We start from the raw sequence: 15025 nt of genomic DNA on the forward strand, positions 1-15025 counted from the left end.
TTCCCTTATCATTTACCCTATATGAGAAACCTATTACTCCTGCTCCTGATTGGCTTGTTTGTTCTTCCCGTATCGTTTGCCCAGAAGGCGGCCGATCGAGAGGAATGGGTTCAGATTTTTAATGGGAAAGATCTGAAAGACTGGGATATTAAAATTGCCGGACGGCCACTTAACGACAATTATCAGAATACCTTCCGGGTCGAGAAGGGTATCCTGCGTGTTGTCTATGACCAGTACAAAACGTTTGATTTTAAATACGGGCATATCTATTACAAAAAGCCCTTTGCATACTATCGGGTGCGGTTTCAATACCGGTTTTTAGGCAATCAAACGCCCGGTGGTGATTCCTGGAACGTACGGAATAGCGGTATTATGCTGCACTCGCAGTCGGCAGAGAGTCTGTCGCTCAATCAAACGTTTCCTGTTTCGCTGGAGATGCAGTTACTAGGTGGCCTGGGGAAAGGAACGCGCCATACGGGCAATCTCTGTACGCCGGGCACGCAGGTGTTTATCGGGAATAATCTCCGCCCCGAGCATTGTACAGACTCCGATTCAAAAACTTACGATGGAGATCAGTGGGTTACGGCTGAAGCGATCGTACTGGGCGATTCCATTGTACACCACCTGATCAACGGAGACACGGTGTTAACGTATCAACGGCCGCAGGTGGGTGGCGGTTTCGTTAGTAAAGACCACGACTGGAATGCCGGACGATTTGGTGCCAATGCCGAGAAGCACTGGGTAAGTCAGGCTAACACCCCTCTTGGCAGTGGGTACCTTGCTTTACAGGCTGAAAGCCATCCCATTGATTTTAAAAATATAGAAGTGCTTGAGCTTAAGGGTTGTATGAACCCTAGGGCACTAAACTATAAGTCGTATTACGTGAAGGCAGATAATACCAAATGCCGCTACAAGAAATGAAACGGGTAACAGCCATCGATATTACCCGTGGGCTGGTGATGGTTATCATGGCGCTCGATCATGTTCGTGATCTGCTCCATACGCCCGCACTCACCCAGAATCCAACCGATCTGGCGACAACCACACCGGCTATTTTCATGACGCGGTGGATCACGCACTTGTGTGCCCCAACCTTCGTTTTTCTGTCGGGAACATCAGCGTATCTGTCGTTGAGAAAGCAAAACGCGACGGCTGAAACAAACAAGACAGCGCGACGCTTTTTGCTGAAACGGGGACTGGTGCTGATTCTGCTCGAACTGACGGTTATTAATTTTGCCTTCTGGTTCGACATCCGATTTCAGTCGCTGATGTTACAGGTTATTTACGCCATTGGTGGTGGGCTGGTTATCCTCTCGGTCGTGTCGAAGTTACCGGCAAAGCAGGTTGGTCTGATTGGTTTAATGATTGTGTTCGGACATAACATTCTCCAGCTTGTACCAGCATTCACAAACCCGACGGCTAAACTGTTGTGGGCACTGTTTTTTCGAACAGATTTCTTTTCGGTAAGCCCAACTTTCGCCCTGCTGGTAGCCTATCCGCTGATCCCGTGGTTGGGCATTATGCTGGTTGGCTATGCCTGCGGTCAGTTGATGGAACGGTCAATGGAGCAACGAAAACCGCTTCTGCTGCGAATTGGCGTAGGGGCGCTTGCTTTGTTTGTGCTGTTGCGTTTCCTGAATTTATACGGCGATCCGGCTCCCTGGACACCTCAGAAAAGTGGCCTGTTTACGTTTCTGTCGTTTATCAACGTTACCAAATACCCGCCATCTCTGCTCTATGCCTTGCTTATGCTCAGCCTGATGCTGGTCTTTTTAGCCGCCATTGATGGAGCTAATAACCGCTTTACCGGCTGGCTTACAGTGTACGGTAAAGTGCCGATGTTCTACTACATTCTACACTGGTATCTGGTGCATCTGTCCATGATCGGGATGAGTCTGCTACAAGGGTATTCGCTGGCGGACCTCCCTTCGGGACCGTTGAACTTCGGTCGTCCGCCGGGTGCGGGTGTTTCTCTCGAACTTGTGTACGTCGTCTGGCTTGGGTTGGTCGTCCTGCTGTACCCACTATGCAAGTGGTATGGAAAGTATAAAGCCGCTCACACTGAGATTGGGTGGTTACGCTATGTGTGATACTGGGTACAGCTTTGACTGCTTTACCAACTTTAGTAGATTTTTTAAAGTTGAAAACCGATGTCTTATGCAACTACTGTTATACATACCCCAACTTGACGTTTTATGGATGATGAATTAGTTCGGTTTTGTCTGGCGAGGAGGTGATGGTTGGCTTTAAAATGGTGCTGGCGGATATTTCGGAGGAGTAGCTAAATACACGATAAGCTAAGTTTATTGTTACTGTACCGGAGCCATGCGGTTCGGTATAACAACAAGCGACAAATTTCATTCTTTAAAGCAGCAAAGCCGGACAACATAGTCCGGCTTTGCTGCTTTAAGCGCTTATATAGATAAGGACCAGTGGCAAATTACATGGATACGGGCATTAACCGAAATACGTAGCCGGGGTCTTCAACCGACACATACAAATACCCATCGGGTCCCTGCTTGATGTTTCGGACACGACCGATGTTTGGTAGTAGCTTTTCCTGCTTAACCACTTTGCTGCCCTTCATTACGCAACGATTCAGGTACTGGAACCGCAATGAGCCAATGAGTACATTATCTTTCCAGCCGGGGTACTTCGCACTGTTAACGAACGCCATACCCGAGGGAGCAATGGATGGAAGCCAATAGGTGAGGGGCTGCTCCATGCCTTCTTTAGCCGACAGGGCCGTGATGGGTTTACCGTCGTAATTAATACCGTACGAAATGACCGGCCAGCCGTAATTACTGCCTTTTTTGACAATGTTTAGCTCATCGCCACCGCGTGGACCGTGCTCATTCGTCCAGATTTCGCCCGTAACGGGGTGCTTCATCATACCCTGCGGATTCCGGTGGCCATACGAATAGATGGACGCCCGAGCGGTTTTGTCGTTCACAAACGGGTTGTCTGCCGGTATACGCCCGTCGTCGTGCAGGCGATGTACTTTACCCAGATCGTTCGTGATGGTTTGCGGATTCTCTTTTTCATTACCCCGCTCACCCACCGAAACAAACAGGAAGCCTTTGTTATCGAATGCCATTCGGGAGCCGTAATGGTGCCGGGTTTTTGAATAGGGGAGAGCCTCGAAAATAACCTTCTGGTCAGTTAAGGCAGCGCCTGTTAACTTGGCACACATAACAGCGGTGGTCGATAATTTCTGGTCACCTTCATTTTTTACAGCCGAATACGAGAAGTAGACAAGCTGGTTTTTGGCATAATCCGGGTGCAGGACTACATCCAGCAAACCACCCTGGCCTTCTGCCAGCACCGTTGGGCCACCCGTTACTTTTACCTTCTGCCGGTTTTTGTCGACCCGGTAAATATCGCCGGAACGGTCGGTAATCAGCAGTTCATCGTTGGGCAGGAACGCCAGCCCCCAAGCTGAATTCAGTCCTTCGGCAATTGTGTCCAGCTTAACTGTTTGCCCCTCAGAGGCAAATAAATTGGAGGTAGGCTTGCTGGTAAACTTGTACTGGTCGACGGTTTTCAGACTCTGCGTGATCAGTTCAGCTAAGGCGTCGATTTCGGATGCACTAAGCGTGGCTTTCCAGGTCGGCATGCCCAGATCGGGATATCCTTCCGAAATACTTTTGATAAGGTCAATTTTCGCGTTGCCGTGTTTCCACTTGCGGTCGACAAACGCTTCGACTTTTTCGCCGTGGCAGGAGGAGCAGTAGGTAGTGTAGTTCTCACGGGCGGTTTTCGCAGCGGGTCTTTGTTCAATAAGAAAGCTACTGAGCAAAAAGACAGCGGCAAAAGCAGCACTGATGGTAGATTTAAGCATAGTTCTCTATGTGGGCTTGTAATGTATCATCCTGTAAAACACCGGGCTTCGGGTGTTTCTACTGATTTTGAGCAAACTAACGCGTAGTATTTCCCGAAGTCATTCCTATGAATATACTAACGCCGAACGTTTCCATCCGGCGTTAGTAAAAATAATAGCAAAAGTTGGCGGTTACAGCGCCCCCTCCTTGATCTCGTCAACTACCGCCGGGTCGAGCAAAGTAGTCGTATCGCCTAAATTGCTGGTGTCCCCTTCGGCAATTTTGCGGAGGATACGGCGCATTATTTTGCCGGAGCGTGTTTTGGGCAAGCCCGTCACAAACTGAATCTTATCGGGCTTGGCAATAGGTCCAATAACCCGCGTTACCGTGGCCAGAATATCCCGTTTGGTCAGGTCAGCGTCATGGTCGGACGGTTGCTGATCAGTGATAACGTAAGCGTATATACCCTGTCCTTTGATGTCGTGCGGGTAACCAACGACTGCGCTTTCAACCACGCCCGTGTGCATGTTGATGGCGTTTTCGACTTCGGCCGTACCAATACGGTGCCCGGATACGTTCAATACATCATCCACACGGCCCGTAATCCGGTAATACCCATCTTCATCGCGCAGACAGCCATCGCCCGTAAAATATAAACCCGGATAAGTCGCAAAATACGTTTGGCGGCAACGTTCGTGGTCGCCATAAGTTGTCCGTAAAATGCCCGGCCATGGAAACTTCATACACAGATTGCCGCTCACGCCGTTTCCTTCGATCTCCTTGCCGTTTTCATCGACCAAAATCGGCTGAATACCCGGCAGGGGAAGGGTTGCGTAAGTTGGTTTCGTTTTGGTAATACCGGCCAAAGGTGAAATCAGAATACCACCCGTCTCGGTTTGCCACCAGGTATCAACAATGGGGCAGCGGTTTTTACCGATATGATCGTCGTACCAGTGCCAGGCTTCTTCGTTGATGGGCTCGCCCACAGAGCCGAGTACCCGTAGACTGCTCAGATCGTGGTTCTCCACTTTATCCAGACCGAAACCCATCAACGACCGAATAGCGGTTGGTGCCGTGTACAGAATGTTGACTTTGTGCTTGTCTGTTATGTCCCAGAAGCGGCCGTAATCCGGAAAGGTCGGTGTTCCTTCAAAAATAATTGACGTAGCTCCACAGGCCAGCGGGCCGTATACAATGTAGCTATGCCCGGTAATCCAGCCAATATCGGCCGTGCAGAAGTGTATATCGCCAGGCTCATACTGGAACACATTCTGGAAGGTATAAGCCGCATAGACCATATACCCCCCACAGGTATGCACAACGCCTTTGGGCTTGCCCGTTGAGCCGGAGGTGTAAAGGATAAAGAGCATATCTTCGGCGTCCATTTCCTCGGCGGGGCAATCGGCAGTGACCTGCTTTAGTTCCTGTTCCCACCAGATGTCGCGGCCTTTAAGCATCGATACCGGGGTACGGGTACGCGTCAGAACAATCACTTTTCGTACGCTTGGGCAACCGATCAGGGCATCGTCAACCGTGCTTTTGAGCGGAATTTCTTTGTTACCCCTGTAAGCTCCGTCGGCCGTGACGACCACCTTGCACTGGGCGTCATTAATCCGGTCGGCAATACTTTGTGCCGAAAAACCACCAAAAACCACCGAATGAACGGCCCCAATACGGGCGCAGGCCAGAACAGCAATAGCCAGTTCGGGTACCATCGGCATATAGATACAGACCCGGTCGCCTTTAACCACGCCATTGCGCTTCAGCACATTGGCGAATCGACACACTTGGTCGTGGAGCATCCGGTAGGTTAGGGTAATACTCGCTTCATTCGGGTCATTGGGTTCCCAAATAATAGCAGGTTGATCGCCCTGAGTAAGCAGGTGACGATCGAGGCAGTTTTCCGTAATGTTGAGTTTACCTCCGGTGAACCACTTCACGTTGGGTTCATCGAAGTTCCATTGCAGGGTTTTGGTCCAGGGTTTACGCCATTGAAATTCCTGAGCAATTTCGGCCCAGAAAGATTCGGGGTCTTCTACACTGTGCTTGTAGGCTTCCTGGTACTCGTCAAAGGTTCGGATACGCATAATCAAGGAGTGATTGAGCGACTAAGTAAGATAAGAATAAAAGTAGGGGGCAAAACTATTCACTCATTCAATGAATCGCTAATGCACTCCTCAGAATTGTATACTATGCCGGGTGCCCGACGGTCAACTGCCTACCTTTTACTCGTTTTTTATCAGCCAGAAAGAGCAGGCTACTCATGAAACAAGGGCAGGGAGAAAAAAGTAGAAATCGAAAGGAAACGGTTAAGGCGACAACCGTTCGATCAACCAGTTCTCTGCTTCTTTTCGGTATCGGATACGATCATGGAGTCGGCTGGGACGGCCCTGCCAGAACTCAACCACATCGGGAACAACCCGGAAGCCGCCCCAGTGAGGTGGGCGTGGAATAGGCTGACCGTCAAAGTGTGCGATGAGTTCACGCTGTCGATTCTCCAGCACTTCACGATTCTCAATGACGGTACTCTGATTTGATACCCAGGCTCCAATCTGGCTCCCTCGGGGACGGCTATTGAAATAATCGTCTGATTCTGAGGGGTCGACCTTCTCTACCCGGCCTTCAATCCGAATCTGCCGTTCGAGTTCGGGATAAAAAAAAGTAAGCGTAGCGAACGGATGTTCGGTAAGTTCACGTCCTTTACGGCTTTCGTAATTTGTATAGAAAACAAAACCGGCATCTGACACATCTTTAAGTAGTACAATCCGCCCATCCGGGCGACCATCCTTCGAAACGGTGCTTACGTGCATGGCATTTGGTTCTGGAACGGCCGCACTAAGGGCAGCGTCAAACCACTCCTTGAACTGGGCAACCGGATCTGGTAAAACATCGGCCGTATCCAACCCGTTTAAAGTGTACTCGTTCCGTAACTTGCTGATAGATGAAGGCATCTTATATGTTCGTTAGTGGCTTTTCAATGACTGTACTACAAGAAAATCCGCATATTGTCGTACTTTTGCAAAAGTAATCGGTACGTTCCCAACATGGCAAACGAAGAACAGGAAATTAACCAGCAGCCGGAAACCCCAATTCAGGCAACCGATGTGCTGGCAGTCAATACGCCCGAAGATACCACACCCGCAGCGGCAGATAGTTCCGTGTCGGAAGATTCGGCTGTTTCGGAAGAAGTCCCGGCTCCAGAATCTGTAGTCGAGGATGGCACCGCTGTATCCGAACAAACAGAAACGCTTTCTGCTGAAACTGAAGAGACACAGCCTCAGGCCACCAGTGCCGACGCTACAGATGAGGATCTATCGGCCGAGACGCCGGTGGCTACGTCATCGGATGCCGTTGCACCGGTTGCTGAAACGGCGTCCGACGCGGCAACTGATACGACAACGTCGCCATCTGCCGATGACGTTCAGGAAAGTCAGTCTGCGCCGGATGAAGTCTCTGTTAGTGAAGAGATTACGGCGCAATATGCTGAATTGGAGGATGCTGAAGATGACACCGCTCCACAGGCAGCTGTCGATTACAGCCAGTTTACAAAGCAGGATTTTGTGAATCTGCTCGAAACACAGATGGCGGCTATCAGCATTGCGTCGGTTACGCCGGGTGATTTCAAAAAAGCAGATCAGGTACTAAAGGAAGTGAAGCCGCTTTTCGATCAGATGAAGCGGGCTGAGCGCGAAGCTGCTTTGCAGGCATACGTTGCTGAAACGGGTGCTGAAGAAGGTTTCGACTATAAATACGACGATTCGGTACAACGGTTCGATGAGTTATATAAACTCATCAAGAGCCAGAAGAATACGTACTTTCAGAATCTGGATAAAGCAAAGGATACAAACTTCGCTTCTAAAACGGAGTTGCTGACCCGCCTGCGTGAGCTTGTCGAAACGGACGAAAATAACGCTGGCGACCCTAAAGTTAGCTGGAACGAGTTTAAGAAAATCCAGGACGAGTGGAAAGCGGCCGGGAATATGAACTCTCCGCACAATGCTACGCTCTGGGCAACTTACCACGCGCTGGTTGACCGGTATTACAGCAACCGGAACATTTATTTTGAATTAAAAGAACTCGACCGCAAACGGAACACCAGCCTGAAGACAGAGGTGATCGAAAAGGTCGAAGCAATGGCGAAAGCAGCGGAAGAGACGCCGGTAACGCGTCAAACCATTGATGAAGCCAATGCGCTGTTCGAAGAATATAAACATATCGGTCCGGCTCCTAAAGCGGAGCAGGAAGTACTTTGGGGCCGGATGAAAGCTGCCTTGGACGTGCTGTACGACAAACGTCGCGGCCAAACCAACGAACAGCGGAAAGAGTCGGCCCAGTTGTACGAAGAAAAGTCGGCTATTTACGAAGAGTTAGTGCCCATTACCTCATTTACGTCGAACAGCATTAACGACTGGAACGACAAAACGAAAGCGGTAATGGCTTTGCAGGATCGTTGGAATGCCATCAAAGGCCCAATGCCCCGCGAAGAAGGTAAAGAGCTGAGTAAGAAATTCTGGGCTGCCTTAAAGACGTTCTTTCATAACAAAGGCGAGTTCTTCCGGCAGCTTGAAAGCAAGCGGGAAGAAAACCTACGAGCTAAAACCGAACTCTGCGAGCAGGTTGAGGCCATTCTGGCAGCTGGGGAAGAGTCGCCCGAAATTACCCAAACGGTTATCGAACTACAGCGCCAGTGGAAAAACATTGGTCAAGTGCCCGAGAAGCAGAAGAACACCATCTTCGATCGATTTAAAGCTGCTTGTGATGCGTTCTTCAACAAGAAACGGTCCAAGAATCAGGAAACCGAGCGCGAGTTTGAAAACAACCTGGCACAGAAGGTTGCCCTGATCGAACGGATCGAAGCGGCTGCAAGTGCCAACGCTGATCTTTCTGAATTGAATGAGTTCAAGAAAGAATGGAACAGCATTGGTTTTGTACCGAAGAAAGATATGCAGTCGATTCAGAAGCGCTACATCAACGCAGTGAATGCTTTAGTTGGCTCAACCGGTAAAATCCCGGCGAAAGACAAAGAGCGGATCATGCTGCAAAGTGAAGCAGAAGCAACCCGTTCGGGCGGCCGTGATCGTGACCGTGACTTCGGCCGCGGAAACCGCGACGGTGGTGACAACAAACGGGAAAGCGATATCCGTCGGCGTATCACGTCTATCGAGAACGATATTGCTACGTACCGCAACAACATCGAGTTCTTCGCCCGCTCTAAGAATGCCGATAAACTTCGCGCTGAAATTGACAAGAAAATCGCCGATGCTGAAAAGCAGTTGGACGATCTGCGCCACCAACTGCGGGTAGCACAGGCATAAGCTTTTGACAGGAGAACATCAGTCTGATTGTTCTCCTGTCAAAAAAAACTTTTTTACTTTTAAGGCCTCTGCTTGCATAGGACAGCGAAAAAGCCTACTTTTGCATCACGATTCGGAAACGGATTAAATAAGGAGTCGCCAGTGTCGGATAGCGGTCGATTCCGCCTGATTTGTAATCAGGATGCGCAAGCGCGTCGGGGGTTCGAATCCCTCCACTGGCTCAGTTAAAATCAGCCACTTAGCAGAAATGTTAAGTGGCTGATTTTTTTTGTATACTTCCCATATGAAACACTTTATACTATTTGTTGCGCTATGTCTGCATTATCCGCTCCTTGCCCAAACCAAGCTACGTGGATTGGGAAGCCTTACAATAGCATTAACACCAACGGATTCGCTCAACAAGCATGTATTTCTAGAAGATGATCAATCATATGTCAAAGGAACTATAGCCCTGCCCTGTACACACATCCGTTCGTTTACAGCATCGAATGTGCTGATTGAGGGCGTACGGGTAACAGCGATCTCGATATACTTTTACGACGATCGATTATTTAGGATATCCTGCGATTATAGTGATGCGCTGAAAAAGGTATTTACGGCGAAACATGGTCAGGGGCTTACCCGAACACCTTATACAACTAGGTTATGTTCCGGCGAACCCGGAAAACCAATGCTGATTGAAGGGGAGGTTTGGCTACAGGACGATGTGGTGGCTCTTGCGGTTCAGTCAACGGGGTACACCAGCAATTGCGAACGGGAGAATAAGCGCAGGCTGGATATTGCCAGTCAGCGATTACTCGCCTTGTCTTCAGACTGCGAACTGAGAAATGTTGATCAGGTCCTAATTGAATTCGATCGATTTGAAAAACAGCACTCGACTATACATCCAGAAAAAAACTGAGAAAAAGCTATAGGCTGTGCGCTAGCAGCTTAGCTCCCCTAAGCCTGTCAGGGATGCTTCCACAGAATCAAATAGTGGCTTTTTAGGCAATATAGGAGTACTACGACGCGTATTTTTACCGTATGAATAGTGCTGACGAGAAATTAATTGCCTTCTTTACCGGTCGAAAACTGCCACCCAAAGGCTATTTTCAAATATCTAGCTGGGAATCAACATTCAATATAAAAAATACCGTCGATCTGGCTATTAACGGCCTTCGGGCGGGAGACAATGCCAGCAGAGAAACATTGCTGCGGATTAAGCAGAAGTTAGAACCCAGTACAAAAACAGAACCGTAGGCCGAGCACCCATCTCCGGCTGGTTAATAAACACCTCGTTCCCACGGCGCTTAAAGTGCTTATAATCGAATCACTGATGCACTCCTGTTGTTAATTCTGTAACCACTATGTAATGTGAAAATGCCCTACCTACAACAGGTAGGCCGGGCATGTATCAATAGGTTGGTAGATGCTGTTTAGACCCTGAGAATAGCGCTCAGGTCACAGCTCATTAACCCCAATATGTACGAACGGCCCCGTCTACTTTAACACCACTCCATCTACTCATTTACATCATTATTACGCATTGATTGTTTCTTTTTAAATAGAAATGTTGCCAGTTTGCCAATCTTCCGGCTAACCGTAAATCTTACACTTCCTTATGTGGTGGATCTATGCATTGCTTTCGGCCTTTTTCGCTGCCCTAACGGCCGTACTGGCAAAAATTGGCATTAAAGGAGTCGATACAAACCTGGCAACAGCTATTCGTACTGTTGTTATCCTACTGGTAGCCTGGGGCATTGTCTTTTACCGGGGTGGGGTAGATTCCTTGCCCGGCCTTACCCGTCAGAATTGGGTTTTTCTAATACTCTCCGGCGCGGCAACGGGGCTATCCTGGGTTTTTTACTTTAAAGCACTACAACTGGGAAAAGTGTCGCAGGTAGCGCCGGTCGACAAATTAAGTGTAGCCATAGCGATTTTACTGTCGGTTTTATTTCTGGGCGAAGTGTTGACCTGGAAATCGGCTTTGGGCGCAACGCTGATTATTGGCGGCACATTGATACTTATCTGGTAGAATAGGCCTTTAGAGCGTATTTTAGGGGCCTTTTTACTGAATTTTAATCCGACAAAAGCGGCTGGAATTCGTTAGTAAAGAATCATCCTGTATAGGCCAACTCCAATTACTTCTCCGTTATGAGCGCTTTTGATCAACTCGTTCCGCTACCCGGTAGCGAAAAGACCGTTCCCAACGCTGCCCCTTTACAAACGCTTGATCCAAATGAGGTGTTGACCGTCACCATACGCATTCGTCGCAAACGAACACTGGCGTCGCTGGTAAGTACAACCGCCCCGGTAACAGAGGTTATGAGCCGAAGTGAGTATGCCAGCCGATTCGGTGCCGACCCGGCCATTGTCAGACAGGTGGAAGCTTTTGCTACGGCCTATGACTTAAGTTTGGTCGAACAGAGTCTTGCCCGGCGCAGTGTTCTACTGCGAGGAACAGTAGCGCAAATGGAACAGGCATTCGGCGTGTCGCTTGCCAATTACCAACTGGCCGATGGAAGCGTGTTTCGGGGCCGGACAGGTGTTATCAGTGTCCCTTCCGAATTGGTCGAGCAAATAGAAGGTGTGTTTGGACTTGACAACCGGCCACAGGCACTAGCCCATTTTCAGATCTATAAGCCGGAAAAAGGAACAAAAGTGGCTCCCCGGGCGGGTGGTCTCTCCTATACACCACCCCAACTGGCCCGACTTTATAATTTCCCGACCGGGGTAACGGGAAAAGGGCAATGCATTGCCATAATCGAATTAGGGGGCGGCTTCCGCACCGCTGATATTAAAACTTATTTCGGTAACCTCGGACTTAAACCACCAACGGTTGTGGCTGTTTCGGTCGATGGGGGGCATAACGCGCCTAGTACGGCCGACAGTGCCGACGGTGAGGTCATGCTCGACATCGACGTTGCCGGTGGGGTGGCACCGGGGGCAAAAATTGTGGTCTATTTCGCCCCAAATACGGACCAGGGGTTTCTGGATGCGATCACCACGGCCATGCACGACACGAAAAACAAGCCGTCGGTCATTTCCATCAGTTGGGGAGCTGCAGAAAGTAACTGGACACCCCAGCGCTCACGTCGTTCAATCAGGCCTTTCAGGCGGCTGCGGCTTTGGGCATAACCGTGTGTGCCGCTGCGGGCGATACCGGGTCCGATGATAGTGTGGGTGATGGGAGCGCGCACGTTGATTTCCCGGCTTCGAGCCCGTTCGTGCTGGCCTGTGGCGGCACAAAACTCACCGCCACCGACAATACTATTGCGTCGGAAGTGGTCTGGCATGAAAGTAAGACCAGTGCAACAGGGGGCGGGGTTAGTGATGTATTTGATCTGCCGGATTACCAGCATAAAAGTCATGTGCCCCCCTCCGTCAATGATAAAACCCGAATGGGCCGGGGTGTTCCCGATGTAGCCGCCGTAGCCGACCCCGTAACGGGTTATGCCGTGCGGGTTGACGGTAGTAACCTTGTGTTTGGCGGGACAAGTGCGGTGGCTCCACTAATGGCGGGGCTGATTGCCCTTATTAACCAGCAGCGGGGTAAAGCCGTTGGCTTTATACATCCGCTTATTTATGCCAATCCGGTTGCTTTCAGGGATATTACTCAGGGAAACAACAATACAACGACAGGAAACAAAGGCTATGCAGCAACCACCGGCTGGGATGCCTGTACCGGTCTTGGTGTTGCCGATGGAAAGAAGCTTGTCAGTGTGTTAACAGCTACACCTGTGGCTTAACCGCTTTCTAATCGATTCTGATAATCTAGTAACGAATGGCATTAAGCCAGAAAGTGCAGCAGAACTGGAGTTAAGAGTAGCACGAGTAGGAGCAGGATAAAAAGATACTGCCAAAAAACCGGATAGTTGACATAACGGCTATTTCCGGCCATCAGGTTCATTAACTCATTTATCCAGTGTCGTACCATTTAGTCGGTTATCGCTTAGTTGCTGCAAAATTAAGCGGTAGCTGACTGAACGCACATTATCAAATTGTTACGCGGGCGCTTACTGTTTACGTGGATAGAAATACAGTTTCTGGGTGGAGAAAAATGTTCTTTCTGATGTCGTATAATAACCCGACCTATCGCTTGCCCAGCAAACGGCCTCACCCTGCGGCTCGTCGGCAAGTGGTATCAACCGGGGTTCACGTTTAAGGGCGTCGATGACTGATTCGTGCGGCTGCCGTTTGTAATAGAATAAACGTTTATAGGTACGGATCAGAATCTCACTGCCATCTCCGGATACAGCCGCTGCCGTAACTTTTTCGAAAGGCAGCGTTAGCATCCGGGTCATTAGGGTAGGCTGGTTTACGCGTTGCGGGTAAGGAGCCAGATACACTGTTGAATAACGGCCTTTCGACAGGATAAAGAGGTCTTTTTTTATGGGGTCCAGCAGCATCGCTTCGGCGTTTTGCGCGCCATCCGGCAGCTTGAATCGAAGCGCATCAACCTTTGCAATATGTTCTTTGACCGGCAGTTTATTGCCGGTTATTGTGGGTTCGGAAAACCGGTAAATGATTTTTTCGGGGTATTTGAAATCGTTGTCGCCAATTTCAGCCAGGTAGATATACGTTTTGCCTGTCAGAGGGCCTGGTCCGGTGGCTATATCTTCCCAATCGTGATTGGTCAGTCCATCCAGGATGTACCGGCCAGCTATGTCGCCGGTTTTTGTCAGCAACTGAATTTGATTGGGATTCCCGGAATCCTCCTGTGTCCAGAGGTAGCCAGGATTTGTGAGACTTGGGGCCAGCCCGGAAGCCTCAATCAGTGATGGGTCCGTCAGAGTGTTGATAAGTCTGGGTTTTCCGAAAAGCGTTGTATCAACTTTTAACGCGTCAACGCCATAACGAACCGTACTCTCATTAGGTGGCGCTGGCTGTAGGTTCATTAGTAAACCCAGCCTGGTGAACAGCGCGTTGTGGCTGATCTGATTACAGGCGATGATAAGCCCGATGCCTACGACAGGCCATAAATGAGTTAATTTCATTCGTGTGGTGTAAGACGTCAGGTGCCTGTTGTCGACCAGCCGTTACTTGCCGCCCACCGCCACGGCAGGCGTTGTATTGGATCGCAACCGGGCTACCCGTACGCCCGATAGCCGTTTATGCAATTGGACATAATCGCTGATCGGATAAGGCGAAATGACGACTGCACTTTGATCAGAGGAAGCGTGCATGAGATGCATTCGCCCGTTGGGTTGTCTAACGGCGAACCCAACGTGTCGCATATCAAGACCTGGTCGTGCCGCAAGCAGCATCACAATATCACCGTCCTGCAACTGAGCCTCTGCCTGCCGGATATTCTTTACTGGAATAAAGGAGAATGATTGCTGGCTCAAAGAAGCTTCGGTAAGTGCTACCTGTTTAAAGGTATTCGGGTCACGCAACTGTGGGTATTTGTACATGGCCGAGGTCATGTACGAAACGGGTTTGGCAACCGTAATGCTACCGGGTAGTTCGTTGCTGACATCGGTGATCAGTCCTTTACGCTCATTGTCGCGCAGCCAGTCGGAGAAATAATGCAATCGGCTGGCGTACCCATCAATTCGACCGTTTCGATACCGGAATCGGGTCAGGTAATTCCGGAAGGCTTGCTCCGAAGGGCCGGGCTTGCTGCCGGCATCATGCAGGGCAAGCGTAAGTGCCAGAACGCTCTCCAAATAAGTTGTACAATCAAACTCGCGAAAATTGACAACCAACTGTTCTGTAGGAGTCTGATCGAGAGTATAGGGAACATAGGGTCTCCCCAAAAATTGTTTCCCGGTCAGTATAGCGGTTTCGGCGGGGGTTTTGCCCGTTGTCAATGTCAACGAACGGAACTCGCTGGCTGTGGTATCCTGTGCCTGAACAACGACAAGTGATAGAAATAACAGGAAAAGTGTAGTAGACAGTTTTATCATA

Annotated in this window: 13 protein-coding genes and 1 tRNA gene; 9 read left to right on the forward strand and 5 right to left on the reverse strand. The window is 49.7% G+C overall.

Features of this window, described 5'->3' with window-relative positions; translation table 11 throughout:
* Positions 1-21: 21 nt before the first annotated feature.
* Positions 22-921 (forward strand): DUF1080 domain-containing protein, encoded by a 900-nt coding sequence (locus tag NT073_RS13860; RefSeq protein WP_297374377.1) that lies wholly within the window; start codon positions 22-24, stop codon positions 919-921.
* Positions 918-2090 (forward strand): heparan-alpha-glucosaminide N-acetyltransferase domain-containing protein, encoded by a 1173-nt coding sequence (locus NT073_RS13865; RefSeq protein ID WP_297374380.1) that lies wholly within the window; start codon positions 918-920, stop codon positions 2088-2090. The genes NT073_RS13860 and NT073_RS13865 overlap by 4 nt, the downstream gene beginning before the upstream one ends.
* A 350-nt stretch (positions 2091-2440) precedes the next feature.
* On the opposite strand, the gene NT073_RS13870 is transcribed toward NT073_RS13865, so the two are convergent.
* The 3 genes from NT073_RS13870 to pdxH all read right to left on the reverse strand — a co-directional run bounded on the left by NT073_RS13870 (position 2441) and on the right by pdxH (position 6772).
* Positions 2441-3841, reverse strand: coding sequence for a PQQ-dependent sugar dehydrogenase (locus NT073_RS13870; protein ID WP_297374383.1), 1401 nt, complete (start codon positions 3839-3841; stop codon positions 2441-2443).
* A 171-nt stretch (positions 3842-4012) separates the two neighbouring features.
* Positions 4013-5908: an acetate--CoA ligase gene (gene acs / locus NT073_RS13875; RefSeq protein ID WP_297374386.1), complete on the reverse strand. Its 1896-nt coding sequence runs from the start codon at positions 5906-5908 to the stop codon at positions 4013-4015.
* Between the two features lie 222 nt (positions 5909-6130).
* Positions 6131-6772: a pyridoxamine 5'-phosphate oxidase gene (gene pdxH / locus NT073_RS13880; RefSeq protein ID WP_297374389.1), complete on the reverse strand. Its 642-nt coding sequence runs from the start codon at positions 6770-6772 to the stop codon at positions 6131-6133.
* A 93-nt stretch (positions 6773-6865) separates the two neighbouring features.
* On the opposite strand from pdxH, the gene NT073_RS13885 reads away from it, so the two are divergent.
* The 7 genes from NT073_RS13885 (at position 6866) to NT073_RS13915 (ending at position 12864) form a co-directional block, all read left to right on the forward strand.
* Positions 6866-9136, forward strand: coding sequence for a DUF349 domain-containing protein (locus NT073_RS13885; protein ID WP_297374392.1), 2271 nt, complete (start codon positions 6866-6868; stop codon positions 9134-9136).
* A 137-nt stretch (positions 9137-9273) separates the two neighbouring features.
* A tRNA-Thr gene (locus NT073_RS13890) sits at positions 9274-9357 on the forward strand.
* Positions 9358-9419: 62 nt separating this feature from the next.
* Positions 9420-10037, forward strand: coding sequence for a hypothetical protein (locus NT073_RS13895; RefSeq protein WP_297374395.1), 618 nt, complete (start codon positions 9420-9422; stop codon positions 10035-10037).
* A gap of 122 nt (positions 10038-10159) precedes the next feature.
* Entirely contained in the window at positions 10160-10375 is a 216-nt protein-coding gene (locus tag NT073_RS13900; RefSeq protein WP_297374397.1) for a hypothetical protein, read from the forward strand.
* A gap of 361 nt (positions 10376-10736) precedes the next feature.
* Positions 10737-11150, forward strand: coding sequence for an EamA family transporter (locus NT073_RS13905; RefSeq protein ID WP_297374400.1), 414 nt, complete (start codon positions 10737-10739; stop codon positions 11148-11150).
* Positions 11151-11269: 119 nt separating this feature from the next.
* Entirely contained in the window at positions 11270-12253 is a 984-nt protein-coding gene (locus tag NT073_RS13910) for a protease pro-enzyme activation domain-containing protein (protein WP_297374403.1), read from the forward strand.
* 2 nt (positions 12254-12255) lie between these two features.
* Positions 12256-12864, forward strand: a complete 609-nt coding sequence (locus NT073_RS13915) for a S53 family peptidase (RefSeq protein ID WP_297374405.1) — start codon at positions 12256-12258, stop codon at positions 12862-12864.
* Positions 12865-13131: 267 nt separating this feature from the next.
* On the opposite strand, the gene NT073_RS13920 is transcribed toward NT073_RS13915, so the two are convergent.
* Positions 13132-14112 (reverse strand): hypothetical protein, encoded by a 981-nt coding sequence (locus NT073_RS13920; RefSeq protein ID WP_297374408.1) that lies wholly within the window; start codon positions 14110-14112, stop codon positions 13132-13134.
* Between the two features lie 42 nt (positions 14113-14154).
* Entirely contained in the window at positions 14155-15024 is an 870-nt protein-coding gene (locus NT073_RS13925) for an N-acetylmuramoyl-L-alanine amidase-like domain-containing protein (RefSeq protein WP_297374411.1), read from the reverse strand.
* Position 15025 lies beyond the last annotated feature (1 nt).

It is taken from the genome of Spirosoma sp. (assembly GCF_026391055.1).
Taxonomy (GTDB): Bacteria; Bacteroidota; Bacteroidia; order Cytophagales; family Spirosomataceae; genus Spirosoma.